Below are 17,910 nucleotides of genomic sequence, written 5' to 3'. Positions count from 1 at the left end.
TCACGTCCGCTCGACCGTCAACGTGAACGACCCCGTGCGCGACTCGCCCGGCTCCAGCACGAACACGCCCGTGCCCGGGACCCCGTCCTCGAACAGCTCGACGCCGGCGTTGACGTGCGTGACGGGCTCGACCGCGAAGTAGGCGCGGCGCCGCGGGACGTACACGACGAGGTGGCTGTAGACGTCGTCGGCGTCGAGGCGCACGCCGACGCCCCGGTCCGGGTACGTCCACGTCACCGGGGCGCCCGGGCGGCGGTCGGTCAGCACGTCGTCGACGAAGGCGTTGCCGACGGGACGCGGCTCGCGGTAGTCGGCGCGCGGCGGGACCTCGCCGGCGGGGCCGGACGCCATCCCCGCGGCGAGGGCGTACCCGCGCTCGTACGGCACGTGCAGCACGGCGTCGAGCGCGGGAGCCGGTACGCCGGCCGTCGCCAGGGTCGCCCCGCCGTCGACCGTCACCGCGTCCGCGTCGACGAGCTCCTCGCGCGCGACGACGGGCGCCGTGCTCGCGGCGGGCGTGAGCCGGCGCTGGAAGTACGGGTGGTGCCCGAACCCCGCGGGGAAGGCCTCACGGTCGACGTTCTCGACCGTGGTCGTGACCCGCAGCGTGGCGCCGTCGAGCTCGTAGACGAGCCGCGAGCGGAACCGCCACGGGAAGTTCACGCCGACGAGGTCCGTCGTGTCGAGCTCGAGCTCGACCCGGGACGCGGCCTGGTCGACGACGCGCCACGTGTAGTACGCGACCGCCCCGTGGATCGCGGTGCCGTCGGCGGCGTTGTGCGCGAGCGTCCACGTCCGGCCGCGGAAGCGCAGGACCCCGTCGCGGACCCGGTTCGACCAGGGCACGAGCGGGAAGCTCGCGCACTTCTCGGGGTTGCCCCACACGGTCGGGCGCGCGGGGCGCAGCAGGTCGAGCCACTGCCCGTCGACCCGAACGCGTCCGAACGCGAGCGACCCGCCCGTGCCCGGCAGCACGCCGAGCTCCCAGACGTCCGAGCGCAGCGTGAGCACCCGCGGGTCCGCGGGGAGCGCCTCGGTGGTCGTCGCGGCAGGGTCGAGGCCGGGGTCGGGGCTCGTCAGCTCGGCGAGCAGGCTCGGCCGGCCGGCCCTGGTCGTCGTCGGGTCCTGCGTCGCCGTCCCCGGCGTGCGCGTGCTCGTCTCGGTCGTCATGCCGGCCCCCCGACTCGTCGTCGGCGACGGGACGGTTCCCGTCGCCGCACTGCCCTGCACCCGGGCGGACGCCCGATCAGCCGTGACGCTCACCCGAGCACCACGTCGACGACCGACCCGTCCTGCAGCAGGCACTCGGGTGCCACGTCGCCCTCGACCGCGGTCCCGTCGACCGTGAGCCGGGCGACGCCGCTGCACACGTGGTCGGGGTTGGTGACCCGGACGGTCACGTCACGGCCGCGGAACCGGCGCCGGACCTCGAAGCCGTCCCACGCGGACGGGATCGACGGGTCGACGCGCAGGCCCGCGGCGGTCGGCCGGACGCCGAGCAGGTGCTGCGTCACGGCCACGTACGTCCAGCTCGCGGTGCCGGTGAGCCAGGGGTTGCGGGACTGCCCGAACCGCGGCGACGCGGGACCGTGCGTGAACTGGCTGTAGACGTACGGCTCGACCTGGTGCGTCTCGGCGTCGTCCTCGTACCGGGCCGGCAGGTACGCCCGGTAGTACTCGTACGCCCGGTCGCCGCGGCCGAGCATCGCCTCGGCGACGACGGCCCAGGAGTTCGCGTGGCAGAAGATGCCGCCGTTCTCCTTGTGCCCGGGCGGGAAGACGAGCAGCGACAGGCCGATGCCCTCGATGGGCTTGGTGTGCGGCGGGTCGCACAGCGCGATGCCGTGCTCCGACGCGAGGTGCTCGTGCACCGAGTCCATCGCCTGGCGCGCGCGGCCCGGGTTCGCGACCCCCGAGATCACGGCCCAGACGTTGGGCTCGAGGTAGATGCGGCCCTCGTCGGCGGTCGCGGTGCCGAGCGGGGCGCCGACGGCGGAGATCCCGCGGATGTACCAGCCGCCGTCCCACGCCTTCTCGGCGTCCTCGAGCAGGAGCTCGAGCTGCTCGGCGCACCACGCGACGACCTCGGTGCGCTCGAGCAGCGAGGCGAGCTCGCCGACCTGGCGCAGGCCGTTGGCCAGCAGGAACGTCGAGAACATCGACTCGCCCTCGGTGCCGAACTGGATGCAGTCGTTCCAGTCGGCGTCGAGGCCCTGGACCAGGCCGTGCGCGCCGCGGTGCTCCAGCGAGAACCGCAGCGCCTGCACCAGGTGCCCGAGCACCGTGTCCTCGCCGGCGTCGGCGTAGGGGAGCACGGTGTCGAGGTAGGACGCGTCGCCGGTCTCGTCGACGAGCGCCGCGACCGAGAGCGGGAGCCACAGGGCGTCGTCGCTGCGGTAGTCCTCGAGCGCCGGCGTCGGCTCCTTGCCGGGCGTGTGGGTGAGCGGCTTGATGAGCGGCAGCGCGCCGCCCTCGGCCGTCTGGCCGGTGAGCAGCAGGTCGAGGCGCTCGCGGGCGGCCTCGGGGATCGAGTGGACGACCGAGAGGATGTCCTGCGCGGTGTCGCGGTAGCCGAGGCCGTCGCGGCCGCCGGTCTCGATGAGCGACACCCCGCGCGACCAGCTGAACGTCATGTGCGTCTGGTAGGCGTGCCAGACGTTGACCATCGAGTCGAGCTGCGGGTCCGGCGTGCTCACCTGCAGGGGAGCCAGGTGCCCCGCCCACTCGGCGCGGATCGCGGCGAGCTCCGTCGAGATCCGCTCGGGCGTCGCGAACTCCGCGACCGACTCGCGCCCGGGCCGCACCGTCACCGTGCCGTCACCCCACTCGGCGTCGGGCGAACCGACGCCGAGCGTGTAGACGACCTGACGGGTCTCGCCCGGCGCGAGCTCGACGCGCACGTGCAGCGACGCGCACGCGTTGTCCCCGACCGTCTCGCTGCCCGAGCACGTGCCCCGCTCGACCGCGACCGGGTCGCGCGGCGTCCGGTACGGGCCCAGGAACAGGTCGCGGTCGGTGTCGAACGACACGACGTCGGCGCCCGTGACCGTGAACCAGCACTCGCTGAACACGTCGCGCGTCGAGTTCAGGCGGTGGATGAAGCCGTCGGAGTACGACGCGCGCACGACGTACTGGCTGTACTGGAGGTTCAGCAGGTCCTGCTGGTGGCTCCACTCGTTCGCCAGCTCGGCGTACGAGAACAGCGAGATCGTGCGCGGCGTCGTCCCCGTGTTCGTGACCTCGACGGACCAGTGCTCGAACGCCTGGCCCTGCGGCACGAACGTCGTCATCTCGGTGCGGATCCCGCGGTGGTCGGACTCGAACACCGAGTACCCGAGCCCGTGGCGCACGCGTGCGACGTACGGGTCCGGCCCCTCGAGCGGCGTCCCGACCGGCTGCCACGACGCGGACCAGAAGGCCCCGTCGGCGTCGTCCCGCAGGTAGACGAACCGGCCCGGCTCGTCCTGCGGCACGCCGTTGAAGCGCATCCGCAGCAGGCGGCCCGTCCCTCCCGACCGGAAGAACGAGAAGCCGCCCGCGTTCTGCGTGACGATGCCCCCGTAGAGCCGCGATCCCAGGTAGTTGCTCCAGGACCGCGGCGTGTCGGGGCGCGTGAGGACGTACTCGCGCGCGTCGTCGTCGAAGTAGCCGTACCGCATCGTCGCAGTGTCCTCCTACGGCACCGTCCGGTGACCCCGGGGGGTCAGACGGTGACCTCGACCCGGACGGTCGACCCGGCCGGGGCGTAGGGGACGGTGTTGCCGTCGACGGGGGTGCCGTCCACGACGAGCGTGCCGCGGGCACCGGGGGTGCCGGAGTTCGTCACGTGGATCTCGTACGTCGCGCCGCGCGCCGAGCGGGTCACGGTGAACTCCGGGACCTCGGGGCCGATCTGCGGGTCGACGACGAGCCCGTCGTAGCCGGGGCGGACCCCGAGCAGGTACTGGCTCACCGCGACGAAGTTCCACGCGGCGGTGCCGGTGAGCCACGAGTTCTTGGCCTCACCGTGCCGCACGGCCTCCTTGCCCGCGATCATCTGCGCGTACACGTACGGCTCGAGCTTGTGCACGTCGGAGATGTCCTCGCGGTACGCCGGCGTGATCCGCTTGTAGTAGTCGAACGCCTGCGCGCCGCGGCCCACGACCGTCTCGCCGATGATGACCCACGGGTTGTTGTGGCAGAAGATCCCGCCGTTCTCCTTGTACCCGGGCGGGTACGTGGAGACCTCGCCGAGCTCGATCTGGTAGCTCGTGTACGCGGGGTGCTGCAGGACCATGCCGTGGTCGGTCGCGAGGTGCTCGTTGACCGAGTCGAGGGCCTTGATCGCGGGGCTGCCCTGCGCCTCGGGCGTGGTCGGGTCCGAGCCCTCGACGCCGATGCCCGCCATGACGGCGAAGCCCTGCGGCTCGATCCAGATCTTGCCCTCGGGCTTCTCGTCGGTGCCGATCTTGTTGCCGTAGAAGTCGTAGGCCCGCAGGAACCAGTCGCCGTCCCACCCGTGGGACAGGACCGCGGCTCGCATCTCCTCGACCGCGGCACGCGCCTCGGCGGCGACGTCGGTCAGGCCCCGGCGCTCGGCGAGCTCGGCGTACTCGGCGCCGTAGAGGACGAACTGCGCGGCGATGAACACGGACTCCGCGACGCCGCCCGCCTGGTTCTCGGTCGTCTGGAACGACTCGCCGGGCTCGGTCGAGAAGCAGTTGAGGTTGAGGCAGTCGTTCCAGTCGGCGCGCCCGATGAGCGGCAGGCCGTGCGGGCCCTTGTTGTTCACCGTGAACCGGAACGAGCGCGTCAGGTGCTCGAACAGCGGCTCGGCGAGCGACTCGTCGTTGTCGAACGGGACCTGCTCGTCGAGGATCGAGAAGTCGCCCGACTCCTTGATGTACGCGGCCACGCCGGCGATGAGCCACAGCGGGTCGTCGTTGAAGCCCGAGCCGATGTCGTTGTTCCCGCGCTTCGTGAGCGGCTGGTACTGGTGGTACGCCGAGCCGTCGGGGAACTGCGTCGCGGCGATGTCGAGGATGCGCTCGCGGGCGCGCTCGGGGATGAGGTGCACGAACCCGAGGAGGTCCTGGTTGGAGTCGCGGAAGCCCATCCCGCGGCCGATCCCGGTCTCGAAGTACGACGCCGAGCGGGACATGTTGAACGTGACCATGCACTGGTACTGGTTCCACACGTTGACCATGCGGTCGAGCTTCTCGTCGGTGCTGGACACCGAGTAGCCGGACAGCAGCGTCGTCCAGTGCGCGCGGAGCGCCTCGAACGCGGCGTCGGTCTGCTCCTCGGTCGCGAACCGGGCGAGGAGCTCGTGGGCGCCCTTCTTGTTGACGACCTGCAGGTCGTCGTCGGCCCACTTCTCGTCCTGCGGGTTCTCGAGGTACCCGAGCACGAACGTGTACGACGTCGAGGCGCCCGGCTCGAGCGTGACCTCGAGCGAGTGCGAGCCGATCGGGTACCAGCCGGAGGCGACCGAGTTCTCGGACTTCCCGGCGAACGGCACGGCCGCCTCGCCGAGCCCGTTGTACGCGCCGACGAACGTGTCGCGGTCCGTGTCGAAGCCCGTGGCCCGGGCGTTCACGCCGTAGACGGCGTAGTGGTCGCGGCGCTCGCGGTACTCGGTCTTGTGGTAGATCGCGGTGCCGGTCGGGCCGTCGGCCTCGACCTCGACCTCGCCGATCGACAGGTTGCGCTGGTAATTCGTCTGGTCGTCCTGGGCGTTCCACAGGCAGAACTCGACGAACGAGAAGAGGGAGACGGTCTTCGCGGCGGCGGAGGTGTTGGTCAGCGTGACCTTCTGCACCTCGGCGTTCTCGCCGAGCGGGACGAAGAACAGCGTCTGGACGGACAGGCCGTTCCGCTCGCCGGTGATCGTCGAGTAGCCGAGGCCGTGGCGCGCCTCGAAGTGGTCGAGCTCGGCCTTGACCGGCATCCACGACGGGGTCCAGACGTCGCCGCCGTCGTTGACGTAGAAGTAGCGCCCGCCCGCGTCGGTCGGGATGTTGTTGTAGCGGTAGCGCGTCAGGCGCCGCATCTTGGCGTCGCGGTAGAACGAGTACCCGCCCGACTGGTGCGACAGGAGCGAGAAGAACTGCTCCGACCCGAGGTAGTTGATCCACGGGTAAGGCGTGTGGGGGGTCGTGATGACGTACTCACGGGACTCGTCGTCGAAGTGGCCGTAACGCATGCGTGCGCCTCTCGGGTGCTGGGTGTCGCGCCGCTCCCGGGTGCTCGCCGCGGCTTCGCGGCGGGTCGGGACCGGTGTGACGTCGGTGCGAGAGCGCTCCCATGCGACCTCACGGGAGGAAGCATAGCCGCAGCCCCTGCGCGGGGGAACGGCCGGGCGAGCGCGTTCCCGGGTGACGTCCGCGGGCTGCTGGACGCTCGTCCGGCGGTCCTCGCCCGCGGGTGACCGCCGGACGGTGGTCGGTCCCGGCGTGCACGCCCGGGTGACCGTTACCGTTGCCCCGTGCTGCTCTCCGATCGTGACATCCGCGCCGAGCTCGAGTCCGGCCGGGTCGTGCTCGACCCGTACGAGCCCGCGATGATCCAGCCGTCGAGCATCGACGTGCGGCTCGACCGATTCTTCCGGCTCTTCGACAACCACAAGTACCCGTTCATCGACCCCGCGGCCGACCAGCCGGACCTCACGCGCCTCGTCGAGGTCGAGGGCTCCGAGCCGTTCGTGCTGCACCCCGGGGAGTTCGTGCTCGGCTCGACGTACGAGGCCGTCACGCTGCCCGACGACGTCGCGGCCCGCCTCGAGGGCAAGTCCTCGCTCGGCCGGCTCGGGCTGCTCACGCACTCCACCGCCGGGTTCATCGACCCCGGCTTCTCGGGTCACGTGACGCTCGAGCTCTCCAACGTCGCGACCCTGCCGATCCTGCTGTGGCCCGGCATGAAGATCGGCCAGCTGTGCTTCTTCCGGCTGTCCTCGGCGTCGGAGTTCCCGTACGGCTCCGAGCGCTACGGCTCGCGCTACCAGGGCCAGCGGGGCCCGACGGCGTCGCGGTCCTGGCAGAGCTTCCACCGCACGGACGTCTGACGTGGCCGGCGTGGACCCGGCGCTCCCGCGCCTGCCGCTCGACGACCCCGGGCTGCGGACGCGGCACCTGCTCGCGCTGCCCGCGGGCATCGGGCCCGACGAGGTCGAGGTCCTCGCGGTCTCCCGGTTCCCGGCCGCACGGTGGGAGACCCGGCCGGGTGTCCCGCAGCGGGCGGCCGGTGCGCGCGGCCCACGAGGAGCCGGTGCGACGCCCGGCGTGCTGCGCGTCTCGCGGCTCTCGACGTTGACGGGCCCGTACGCCGTCGAGGCCGGCGAGGCGCTGAGCCTCGGGCTGCCCGCGGCGACGGCCGTGGTCTACGACGCCGCGTGCCCGCGGGAGCGCGGCGAGCGCCCGTACCCCGGCGGCGACCGCGACGGCCTCAAGCGCGCGTTCCCCGACGCGGTGCCGGTCCGCGAGGAGGAGCGCGTGCTGCTCTGGCTCGTGGCCGTCGCGCGGCGCCTCGGCGGGTCGGTGCGGACCGGGGAGCGCGGCACCGTGCTCACGCCCGACATCGACGCCGCGATCGACCTGACCGTCTACACCCGCGGGTGGCTCGAGCCCGAGGAGACGCTGGCCGTCGTCCAGCAGGTCCTGCCACGGGCCCGGCTCGCGATGGACGGCGTGCCGTGGGAGGGCCCCGCGCCCGACGCCGGACGCCACGCCCGCCCCGGGCTCGCGGCGCTCGGCGTCCCCGAGCGGGGCGGTGCCGGGCTGCGCGACGCGCTCGAGCGCCACGGGATCGAGGACGAGGACCTGCGCCGGCGCCTGCACGCCGAGGCCGAGGCGTACGACCGCGCGATGCTCGCCGAGCCGCCGCCGCAGACCGGGTACGGCGCGCTGGTGGACCTGGGTGTCGACGGGCTGCTCGCGATCGAGGTGCACGGCGAGGAGGTCCTGCCGCCCCTGCTGCGCGAGCTCCCGTGGGCGAAGGCCGGCGCCGTCGCGTACCGCGTGCGGTGGGAGCCGACCGACATCGAGGAGCTCGAGCTCGAGCGCCCGTCGTTCGAGCACCGCGTCGCGCGCGGACGGGCGGTGCCGCAGGTCCAGGCCGTGACGCGGGCGCTGCACGCGGCCGTGGGCGGGGAGATCGCCGACGCGGCCGAGTTCCTGGTGAACCCCGCGGACCTCTGAGCGGAGCGACGGCGCCCGGGTCCGCGACCGACGCCGCACCCCGAAATCCGTTGGCGCTGCCGGCGGGCGCGCGCGAGCGTGGACGGCGTGAGCGCACCCACCGAGCCCGAGAGCGCCGCCGTCGGCGCGCCCGTCGCCGTGGCCCGGAGCGGGGGTGACGGCGGCGACGCCGTGCCCCTGAGCGAGCGCCGCCTCGTCGACGCGGACGTGGTGCGGGGCCTGGTCGCGCGCCAGCTGCCGCAGTGGGCCGACCTCCCCGTGCGGCCCGTCGAGGTCGGCGGCTGGGACAACCAGACGTTCCGGCTCGGCGACCGCATGACGGTGCGCCTGCCGACCGCCGAGGGCTACGCGGAGGCGGTCGCGAAGGAGCACCGGTGGCTGCCGGTGCTCGCCCCACGGCTCCCGCTGCCGGTCCCCGTCCCGCTCGCGCAGGGTGAGCCCGACGCCACCTTCCGGTTCCCCTGGTCCGTGTACGGGTGGATCGAGGGCGAGCGCGCCGGCCCCGGCACCGTCCGCGACCTGACGCGGTTCGCGCGGGACCTCGCGGCGTTCCTCGTCGCGCTGCGGCAGGTCGACGCGACCGGCGGACCTGCTCCCGGCCGGCACTGCTGGTTCCGCGGCGGGCCGCTGCGCGTCTACGACGACGAGACGCGGCACGCGATCGCGGTGCTGGGCGACCGGGTGCCCGGCGACCTCGCGACACAGGTGTGGGAGACGGCGCTGCGCGCGCAGTGGGACGGCCCGCCCGTCTGGTTCCACGGCGACGTCGCGGTCGGCAACCTCCTCGTGCGCGACGGGGCGCTCGCCGCCGTGATCGACTTCGGGACGTCCGGGGTGGGGGACCCCGCGTGCGACCTGGCGATCGCCTGGACGCTGTTCTCCGGCGAGAGCCGTGACGCGTACCGCGACCGGCTCGGCGTCGACGACGGCACGTGGGCGCGCGGGCGAGGGTGGGCGCTGTGGAAGGCGCTGATCGTCTACGTCGACGAGCTCCGGACGAACCCCGCCGCGGCGGCGGTGACCCGGGCGGTGCTCGACGAGGTCCTCGCGGAGCACGCGGCGTCCGGCTGACCCGAGGGACCGTCGTCGGGGTGGCCGTGCCCGGCGACGCGCTCGGCGACCTGCCCTTCCGTCCCCTCGTCGTCGGGTACCGCGCGAGGTAGCGTGCGGAGGACAGTTCTCGCGCACCGACCGGTCCCCCCTCGGCCGGGCGCGCACCGCCGGCCCCGTGCAGCCCCGAGCCGCACGGGGCCGGTGCTCGTCCGGGGCGGGACGCCGCGCCGGCCCCGAGCCCACCGCGCCCGCCGCAGCAGGTCCCCGCGCTGCTCGCCGTGACCGTGCGCTGCCTCGACCGTGCGCTGCCCGGACCGTGCACAGCCTCCCGGACCGCACCTCCGGGCAGCGTCGGAGAAGCGGTCAGGAGGTGGCCGCTGCCGTCCCTAGCGTCGAACCATGAGCACCGACGAGAGCATCCGCCCGTTCCGCATCGACGTGCCGCAGGCCGACCTCGACGACCTGCACGAGCGCCTCGCGCGCACCCGCTGGCCCCACGAGCTGCCCGACGTGGGCTGGACGTACGGGGTCCCCACCGGCTACGTGCGCGAGCTCGCCGAGCACTGGCGGACCGCGTACGACTGGCGCGAGCACGAGACCCGGCTCAACGCCCACCCCCAGCACGTGACGGACATCGACGGTCAGCGCGTGCACTTCCTGCACGTGCGGTCGCCCGAGCCCGACGCGCTGCCGCTCGTCCTCGTGCACGGCTGGCCCGGGTCCGTCGTGGAGTTCCTCGACGTGATCGGCCCGCTCAGCGACCCGCGCGCGCACGGCGGCGACCCGGCCGACGCGTTCCACCTCGTGATCCCGTCGCTGCCCGGCTTCGGGTTCTCCGGGCCGACCCCCGCCGCGGGGAGGGGCTCGACCGACCGGTACGCCGAGGTCGTCGCCGAGCTCATGCGTCGGCTCGGCTACGACCGGTACGGCACGCAGGGCGGCGACGTCGGCTCGGTCGTCGGGCCGCAGGTCGGCCGGATCGCGACCGAGAACGTCATCGGGGTGCACGTGAACGCCCTCATGACGCTGCCAGGCTGGGACGTCGACGCCAGCGGCTGGTCCGAGGGCGACCAGGCGCGGCTCGCGGCGCTCGGCGGCTGGGAGGCGCACGGCGGCTACGCGGCGATCCAGAGCACGCGCCCGCAGACCCTCGCCCCGGCGCTGACCGACTCGCCCGCGGGGCTGCTCGCCTGGCTCGTCGACGTGTTCGCGACCTACACGAACCCCGGCATCGAGCGGCCCGACGAGGCCGTCGACCGGGACGCCCTGCTCACCGACGTGAGCGTCTACTGGTTCACCGGGACGATCGGCTCGTCGGCCCGGCTGTACCGCGAGTCGGAGAGCTGGGGCGCGGCGCTCCCGAGCTCCGGGGTGCCGACGGCGGTCGCGCTGTTCCCGGGCGACCTCACGCTGCGGCCGATCGCGGAGCAGCAGAACCACGTCGTGCGGTGGACCGAGCTGGACCGTGGCGGGCACTTCGCGGCGATGGAGGCGCCCGACCTGCTGGTGGACGACGTGCGGGCGTTCTTCGCCGGGCTGCGCTGAGCACGCGCTCGCGGACCCGGCTGCTGCACCGCCCGGGTCCGCGGGGCCGGCCGGGCCGGGTCGCGCGGCCGGTGCGACGATGAGGACGTCAGCGCACGCTCGGGGACGGCCGCTGCCCTGGCCGTCGGCAGGGAGGCCAGACGTCATGACGCACCGCATCGGCTACTTCGTGGGGAGCCTCGCGAAGGACTCCATCAACCGCACCCTCGCGCGGGCGCTCGTTGCGCTCGCCCCCGACACGCTCACCTTCACCGAGATCCCGATCGGCGACCTGCCGCTCTACAGCCCCGACTTCGACGAGGACTTCCCGCCCGCGGGCCGGGCCCTCAAGGAGGCGATCGAGGCGTGCGACGGGATCCTGTTCGTGTCGCCGGAGTACAACCGCTCGATCCCGGGGGCGCTGAAGAACGCGATCGACTGGGGCTCGCGCCCGTGGGGCACCAACTCGTTCGCGCGCAAGCCGACTGGCATCATCGGGGCGTCCCCGGGGCGCGTCGGGACGGCGGTCATGCAGTCGTCGATGCGCAGCGTGCTGAGCTTCCTCGACGCCCCCCAGCTCAACTCGCCCGAGGCGTACGTCATGTACGACCCCGAGGTGTACGGCCCCGACGGCGAGGTCCGCGACGAGGAGACCGCGCAGTTCCTGCGGCACTACATCGAGGAGTACGCGGCGTTCGTCGAGCGCGTCCTCGCGGCCAACGCACCCGGCCACATCGGCGACCCGAACCCGGTCGCCTCCCACTGACACGCGGGCCTCACGCGTTCGAGCGGACCACGCACCACTCGTTGCCCTCGGGGTCCAGCAGCACCTGGAACGAGCCCGCGACGTCGTGGTGCACGTCGCCCTGCCGCACCGCGCCGAGCGCCTCGGCCTGCGCGGTCGCGGCCTCGATGTCCTCGACCAGGACGTCGAGGTGCAGGCGGTTCTTCACCGCCTTGCCCTCGGGGACGCGCTGGAAGGCGAGGTCGGGCGAGCCGGGGGAGCGCAGGGTGTGCCAGTCGTCGTCGCGCACGCGGTGCTCACCGCCCAGCACGTCCGCCCAGAACCGCCCGAGCAGGCCCGGGTCCGCACAGTCGATGACGACCTCGTCGACGCGTCCGATCATCCGGCGAGCGTAGCCAGCGCGGCGGGCGGGCCGTCAGCTGTCGGCGGGCGCGTCCCAGTCGGTGAGCGCGACCGCAGCCCCGAGCACCGCGGCCGAGCCGAGCCACAGCGCGCGGGCCCGCGGCTCCTTCGCGATGCCGGTCAGGAGCGGGAGCGCGAGGTACAGCGGGTCCGCGGCGAGGTCGATCGCCCGGTGCGTGCGGAACGACAGGAGCCGGCGCACCGCGAGCGGGCTGTCGGTGAGGGCGTTGACGGCGACGGTGACGGCGCCGAACGCGCCGAAGAAGACCCGGGCCCGGGTGCTGAGCCCGAGCAGGTGCGGCGCGGCGAGCAGGGTCGCGCCGAGCGTGTGGTCGAGCGCGACGTGAGCGGTGCGGCGGATCGGCTTCGTCATCTTCCCGAGGCTAGGACGGGGCCGCGTCGCGCTCCACCGGGAGCCGGCCCCGGGCGTTCCGGACGGGTGTCCAGACTGCTGCCCGCCAGGGCCGAAAGTCCTGGTCGCGGCGGCCGATAGGGGGTCGAGGCCGTCCCGTTCGAGGACGGCCCGCTACGGAAGGCGCTCGTCGAATGTCTGCACGCATGTCTGCTCCCCGGGCGCGGCGTCTCGTCGCTGCCGGAGTCATCGCCACCGTCCTGACCGCGGGGAGCGTCGGCGCTGCCGCCGCGACCCCCGAGGGTCCCGTCGAGACCGGCGTCGAGGCGTCCGCCGGTCCCGAGACCCCGGTCGAGGAGCAGGCTCCGGTCGACGCGCCCGCCGAGGAGGAGGCACCGGTCGAGGACGCGGCCCCGGTCGAGGACGCGGCCCCGGTCGACGAGGGGACCCCGGTCGACGAGGGGACCCCGTCCGACGAGGGGACCCCGGTCGACGAGGGGACTCCGTCCGACGAGGGGACTCCGGCTGACGAGGGGACCCCGGCCGACGAGGGGACCCCGGCTGACGAGGGCACGCCGGCCGACGAGGGCACCCCGGCCGACGAGGACGACCCCGACGGCGTCGAGGTCGTGCCCCCGTCCGTCCAGGACAAGAAGCTCACCTTCACGGCCGGCGAGCCGCTCACGATCGACCTCGCCGAGCTCGTGACCCTGGGCACCGGCGCGCTCGAGTCCATCGACGTCTACGGCCCCGCGGGCGACATCCAGGTCGGCTTCGACCCCGAGACGAACATCCTGACCCTCTCGGCGTGGGAGGGCGGCACGGGCACCCTGCACTACGTCGCGTACGCCCGGACCGAGGGTGTCGAGGAGCTGCAGGAGTCCAACGAGGGCACGCTGTCGCTCGAAGCCGTCGACGCCCCCAAGCCCCAGATCTCCTGGGCCGCGACGCCCGCCGCGTCGACCACGTCGACCACCGCGCGGTTCACGGTGAACGTCGACGAGGGCGACTACGCGCTCGGGTACGTCGTCGACCTGCACCCCGAGGCCCAGTCGGCGTCGCCGGTCATGGTCGAGGGCAACACCTTCGAGGTCACCGGCCTGTCGGTGGGCCGCCACACGATCCGCGTCGTCGTCGAGCGCGGTGCCGGCTGGAGCGCGCTCGACTATGCCTGGGACGTCGTCGCCGTCGGCGCCCCGGCCGCCCCGGCCGCGCCCGTCGCCGCCCCCGCCGCGCCGGTGCTGTCCCCGGACGCCATCCCGGCGTCGGTCGTCCGCGCCGGGCTGCGCCGCGGTGCGGTCGGCGAGTCGGTCGCGATCATCCAGCGCGTCGTCGGCGTCGAGGCGGACGGTCGCTTCGGCGCCGCCACCCGCGCCGCGGTCATCGCGTTCCAGCGGGCGCACGGCCTCGTGCCCGACGGCATCGTCGGCCCGCTCACGTGGGCCGCGATCGTCGACGCCGCCAACGGCAAGTCCGCCTCTGCCCCGGTGACTGCGACGTCGATCCCCGCGGCGCAGATCGCCCGCGGCATCTCGCGCGGCGCGGTCGGCTCGTCCGTCTCGGTGATCCAGCGGATCGTCGGCGCGAACCCGGACGGGCGCTTCGGCCCCCGCACGCAGGCCGCCGTCCGGGCGTGGCAGCGGTCGCACGGCCTGGTCGCCGACGGCATCGTCGGCCGTCTGACCTGGGCGGCGATGGTCGCACGCTGACCTGACCCGCACCCCGCAGCCGTCCTCGCCGTCGCCGGCGGGGGCGGCTGCGTGCGTCCCGGGCGGCCACGAAAATCCCGGGCTCCCCGGGTGGTGCCGCCGCTACCGTCGCCGCGTGCGCCAGCTCCCCGACACCTTCGCCCCCGACGCCGTCGCGCGCGTCGACGCGCTGCTCGACGACATGGTCGAGCGGCACGGCGTCGCGATCCCGCTCGCGATCGAGAGCGGCAGCCGCGCCTGGGGCTTCCCCTCGCCCGACAGCGACTACGACTGCCGGTTCGTCTACGTCCGCCGCGGCGAGGACTACCTGAGCCCGTGGGACGTGCGCGACGTGCTGGAGTCCGCTCCCGACGGCGTGCTCGACGTCAACGGGTGGGACCTGCGCAAGGCCGTGCAGCTGCTCGTGCGCGGCAACGCGACCGTGCCGGAGTGGGCGGGCTCGCCGCTCGTCTACCGCGGCGACGCGGTGTTCCGCCGCGACCTGCTCGCGCTCGCCGACCGCGTCGCGGACCGGGCGCGGGTCGCGACGCACTACGCGCACCTCGGGCAGACGCAGTGGGCGAAGTTCCTGACCGACGCCGGGCGGATGCCGCTGAAGAAGCTGTTCTACGCGCTGCGTCCGGCGCTCGCGGTGCTGTGGCTGCGTGAGCACCCGACGTCCGCCGTCCCGCCGATGCGCCTGCAGGACCTCGTCGCGCAGGCGCCGCTCGCGGCGCCGACGGTCCGCGCGGTCGAGGACCTCGTGGCGCTCAAGGCGACGACGCGCGAGCTCGGCGTCGGGGAGGTCCCGGCACCGATCCGCACGCTCGTCGAGCGCGAGCTGCGGCACGAGGACTGGATGTCGGTGCGGCGCTCACCGGCGGCCGTCGCGGCCGCGCGGGAGGACGCCGCGGCGTTCTTCCGGGACGCCGTGCGGACGTACGGGTCACGGCGGCCCGGCCCGGCTGGCGCGGCAGCGGGCACCCCGGCGGGCACCGCGGCGGTCGGCGCGGCCTGACGGCGGGCGCACCTCGCACGGAGGTGCGCCCGCCGTCACGCACGTCAGCGGCCCTGGAGCCCCAGCGCGCGCCAGTCGACGTACTTGAAGTTCGCGTTCGGGCGGACCTCGCCGTCGGCGCCGACCTCGTCGGGGCCGTTCTCGCCGTCGTGCACCACGAGCAGGCCCTGCGGGTAGCCGGGCAGCGGGGTGCTCACCGCGGCGGCGCCGTCGGAGTGCTCCGCGCCGTCGACCGCCGGGCCGTCCCCGACGACGAAGCTCCCGACGGGCTCGGTCGTGCGGCGGTCGTACGCGTAGAACCGGTTGTCGCCCTGGCTCGAGACGAGCAGGTACCCGTCGCGCCGGCCCGTCGGGTAGAGCGTCACGCCCTCGACGTCCGCACGGATGCGACCCCCGAACCCGGGGTCCTCGTCGCCGACGACGCACTCCTCGGTCGCGGCGTCGAACGTCGCCGGCACGCCGAACTCCGCGACCGTCTCGACGAGCCGCTGGTCACGCGGGCCCGTGCGGAACTCCTCGCGGTCCACGTCGAGCCGCAGCGCCCACAGCCCGACGTCCTCCTGCGCGGCGTACAGGACGCGCGCGGCGGGGTCGACGACCATGCCCTCGACCTGCGGGCCCTCGCCGGGCTCGACGCACGGGCTCCACGACGTCGCGTCGGGCAGCGTGAACGTCGACGGCAGCGTGAGCGTGTCCTCGACCGCGTAGCCCAGGCGGCCCCGCGAGGAGTGGAGCTGGACGAGCCCGAGGTCGCTCGTGCTGCGCCGGCTGACGACGGCGTAGTGGCGACCGTCGTCGGAGTACGTGGCGAGGCCGTAGCCGGTCGCCTGCTCGTCGACGGCGGCCTCGTCGGCGGAGAACAGCAGCGGCGCGTCGGCCGCGGTGACGTCGCGCAGCGGCTCCCGGCCCGCGGCGACGGCCTTCGGGTCGATCGCGTAGAACCGGAGGCGGTCGCGGCCCCGGTCGGTGACGACCGCGACGTCGACCTTGCGCCCGTCGAGCTTCACGCCGAGCACGACGTCGACGTTGTTGAACCGCCCCGGCGCGGCGTCGGGTCCGGGCGCGGGCGGTGCGGCGACCGCCTGGAGCTCGCGGCCGGCGAGGTCGTAGACGCGCAGGCCGCCCGTCTTGGCGGTCGCGATCACGAGGCTCGCCGCCGCGTCGCGCGGGTCGACCCAGATCGCCGGGTCGTCCGCGTCGGCCTCGCCGCCGGCCTCGTCGTCGAACAGGGCCGGGGTCTCGGTCGTCGCCCGGACGACGCGGGGCTCGTCGGACCCCGGTGCCGACGGGCGGCTGCCGCTCGCGTCGGGGGCGGCGGGTGCCGTGGTGGCGGACGTCAGGACGAGGGCGGCCGCGGTGAGGGCCACGAGGGGGAGGCGCATGGTCCGCCAGGCTGGACGACGCCGGTGGCGCGCGCGTGGCCCGCGGCCGTCCGGGACGCGAACCTGGGCGGACGACTCGTCGCCGGGGTGCCGGTGGACGGGCGTCCGGCGACGGTGCCGCGCGTCACCGGACGTCCCGCGTTCCGCGCGGGTCGTGCCGGCTGCACGGGCGGGTGGCGCGGCCGTGCGGGCGGGTGGCGTCGCCGGCGCGGGCGGGTGGCGCTGCAGTGGTGTGGGCGGGGGCCGCGAGAATGGACCGTGTCCTTCGTGCTGCTGACCGACGACCCGGTGCGCCGGGACTCCGTCGTGCTGCAGGACGTCACGGCCGACGGCGAGCCCGGGGCGCGGGCCCGGGTCGCGACGGCCGAGCTGCCCGCCGGCGCCCGTGACCGCGAGCGCGCCCCCGAGCCGCCGCGCTGGGTGTGGGACGACACGTCGCGCCGCTACCCGCCGCTGCTCGACGCCGGCGTCCGCGTCGAGCGCTGCCACGACCTGCGTCTGTGCCACGCGATCCTGCGGGGCAGCGCGCTCAGCGCGGGCTCCGAGCTCGCGCTCGCCCCACCCGGGCGCTGGGACGGACTGCCGCCGGCGAGCGCCGACGCCCCGCGCGCGGTCGAGGTGAGCCTGTTCGACGACCCACGTCAGCACGAGGAGGCCCCGCTCGACGTGCTCGACGAGCTGCGCCGCCAGCTCGCCGCGGTCGCGGGCGCCGACGAGCCGGGCCGGCTGCGCCTGCTGCTCGCCGCGGAGTCGACGGGCGCGCTCATCGCCGCGGAGATGCGGCACGACGGCATGCCGTGGGACGTCGCCGAGCACGACGCGCTGCTGACCCGGCTGCTCGGCGAGCGGCCGCGCGGCGGTGGGCGGCCCGCGCGGCTCGAGGCGCTCGCGGACGAGGTCCGGGCGCTGCTGGGCCAGCCGTCCCTCAACCTCGACTCGCAGCCGGACCTGCTGCGCGGGCTGCGGCTCGCGGGGCTCGACGTGACCTCGACCCGCACGTACGAAATCCGGGCGCTCGACCACCCGGTGACGGCCCCGCTGCTCGAGTACAAGAAGCTCGCGCGCCTGCTGTCGGCGAACGGCTGGGCGTGGATGGAGGCGTGGGTGCACGACGGGCGGTTCCGGCCCGACTACGTGCCGGGCGGCGTCGTGACCGGGCGCTGGGCGACGAGCGGCGGCGGTGCGCTGCAGCTGCCCGCGGTGATCCGCGGTGCGGTCCGGGCCGACCCGGGGTGGCGGCTCGTCGTCGCGGACGCCGCGCAGCTCGAGCCGCGCGTGCTCGCGGCGATGTCGGGCGACGCGGCGATGGCCGCGGCCGGGCGCCAGGCGGATCTGTACCAGGGCATCGTCGACGCGGGCATCGTCGAGACCCGGCAGCAGGCGAAGTACGCGATGCTCGGCGCGATCTACGGCGCGACGACCGGGGCGAGCGCGGTCGTGATGCCGCAGCTCACGCGGGCCTACCCCCGGGCTGTCGGGCTCGTCGAGGCGGCGGCGCGCGCCGGCGAGCGGGGCGAGGTGGTCTCGACGTGGCTCGGGCGCTCGTCGCCGCGGCCCGACGCCGCCCGGCAG

At 74.6% G+C, this 17,910-nt stretch carries 14 protein-coding genes; 8 read left to right on the top strand and 6 right to left on the bottom strand.

Annotation, left to right across the window (positions count from 1 at the left end):
* From AB6N24_RS07225 to AB6N24_RS07215, 3 genes are all read right to left on the bottom strand, one after another.
* The gene (locus AB6N24_RS07225; RefSeq protein WP_412868739.1) at window positions 1–1,170 is read right to left on the bottom strand and encodes an aldose epimerase family protein; all 1,170 of its coding nucleotides are present in this window, start codon (window positions 1,168–1,170) and stop codon (window positions 1–3) included.
* 89 nt (window positions 1,171–1,259) lie between these two features.
* On the bottom strand, window positions 1,260–3,659 hold the full coding sequence (locus AB6N24_RS07220; protein WP_412868738.1) for a glycoside hydrolase family 94 protein: 2,400 nt from the start codon (window positions 3,657–3,659) through the stop codon (window positions 1,260–1,262).
* Window positions 3,660–3,703: 44 nt separating this feature from the next.
* On the bottom strand, window positions 3,704–6,184 hold the full coding sequence (locus AB6N24_RS07215) for a glycoside hydrolase family 94 protein (RefSeq protein WP_412868737.1): 2,481 nt from the start codon (window positions 6,182–6,184) through the stop codon (window positions 3,704–3,706).
* 282 nt (window positions 6,185–6,466) lie between these two features.
* On the opposite strand from AB6N24_RS07215, the gene dcd reads away from it, so the two are divergent.
* The 5 genes from dcd (at window position 6,467) to AB6N24_RS07190 (ending at window position 11,517) form a co-directional block, all read left to right on the top strand.
* On the top strand, window positions 6,467–7,042 hold the full coding sequence (gene dcd / locus AB6N24_RS07210; protein ID WP_034624712.1) for a dCTP deaminase: 576 nt from the start codon (window positions 6,467–6,469) through the stop codon (window positions 7,040–7,042).
* A 1-nt stretch (window position 7,043) separates the two neighbouring features.
* Entirely contained in the window at window positions 7,044–8,174 is a 1,131-nt protein-coding gene (locus AB6N24_RS07205; RefSeq protein ID WP_412868736.1) for a hypothetical protein, read from the top strand.
* Window positions 8,175–8,261: 87 nt separating this feature from the next.
* Window positions 8,262–9,245: an aminoglycoside phosphotransferase family protein gene (locus AB6N24_RS07200; protein ID WP_412868735.1), complete on the top strand. Its 984-nt coding sequence runs from the start codon at window positions 8,262–8,264 to the stop codon at window positions 9,243–9,245.
* 381 nt (window positions 9,246–9,626) lie between these two features.
* Window positions 9,627–10,772, top strand: coding sequence for an epoxide hydrolase family protein (locus AB6N24_RS07195; protein ID WP_412868734.1), 1,146 nt, complete (start codon window positions 9,627–9,629; stop codon window positions 10,770–10,772).
* Window positions 10,773–10,917: 145 nt separating this feature from the next.
* The gene (locus tag AB6N24_RS07190) at window positions 10,918–11,517 is read left to right on the top strand and encodes an NADPH-dependent FMN reductase (RefSeq protein WP_412868733.1); all 600 of its coding nucleotides are present in this window, start codon (window positions 10,918–10,920) and stop codon (window positions 11,515–11,517) included.
* Window positions 11,518–11,527: 10 nt separating this feature from the next.
* Here the strand turns inward: AB6N24_RS07190 and AB6N24_RS07185 are convergent, their stop codons facing one another.
* Complete coding sequence (locus tag AB6N24_RS07185) at window positions 11,528–11,878, bottom strand: VOC family protein (RefSeq protein WP_412868732.1); 351 nt, start codon at window positions 11,876–11,878, stop codon at window positions 11,528–11,530.
* 33 nt (window positions 11,879–11,911) lie between these two features.
* Window positions 11,912–12,271 (bottom strand): hypothetical protein, encoded by a 360-nt coding sequence (locus tag AB6N24_RS07180; RefSeq protein ID WP_412868731.1) that lies wholly within the window; start codon window positions 12,269–12,271, stop codon window positions 11,912–11,914.
* Window positions 12,272–12,456: 185 nt separating this feature from the next.
* On the opposite strand from AB6N24_RS07180, the gene AB6N24_RS07175 reads away from it, so the two are divergent.
* Window positions 12,457–13,959, top strand: coding sequence for a peptidoglycan-binding protein (locus AB6N24_RS07175; protein WP_412868730.1), 1,503 nt, complete (start codon window positions 12,457–12,459; stop codon window positions 13,957–13,959).
* Between the two features lie 115 nt (window positions 13,960–14,074).
* Complete coding sequence (locus AB6N24_RS07170; protein ID WP_412868729.1) at window positions 14,075–14,956, top strand: nucleotidyltransferase domain-containing protein; 882 nt, start codon at window positions 14,075–14,077, stop codon at window positions 14,954–14,956.
* Window positions 14,957–15,000: 44 nt separating this feature from the next.
* On the opposite strand, the gene AB6N24_RS07165 is transcribed toward AB6N24_RS07170, so the two are convergent.
* Window positions 15,001–16,338, bottom strand: a complete 1,338-nt coding sequence (locus AB6N24_RS07165) for a phytase (RefSeq protein WP_412868728.1) — start codon at window positions 16,336–16,338, stop codon at window positions 15,001–15,003.
* A gap of 258 nt (window positions 16,339–16,596) precedes the next feature.
* Here AB6N24_RS07165 and AB6N24_RS07160 point away from each other — a divergent pair.
* On the top strand, window positions 16,597–17,910 hold a 1,314-nt coding region (locus AB6N24_RS07160; protein ID WP_412868727.1), incomplete at its 3' end, for a bifunctional 3'-5' exonuclease/DNA polymerase.

The organism is Cellulomonas jepli (assembly GCF_047229345.1).
Classification (GTDB): Bacteria; Actinomycetota; Actinomycetes; order Actinomycetales; family Cellulomonadaceae; genus Cellulomonas_A.
The sequence above is the reverse complement of the archived record's forward strand: the minus strand, read 5'-3'. Positions and strand labels throughout refer to the sequence as shown.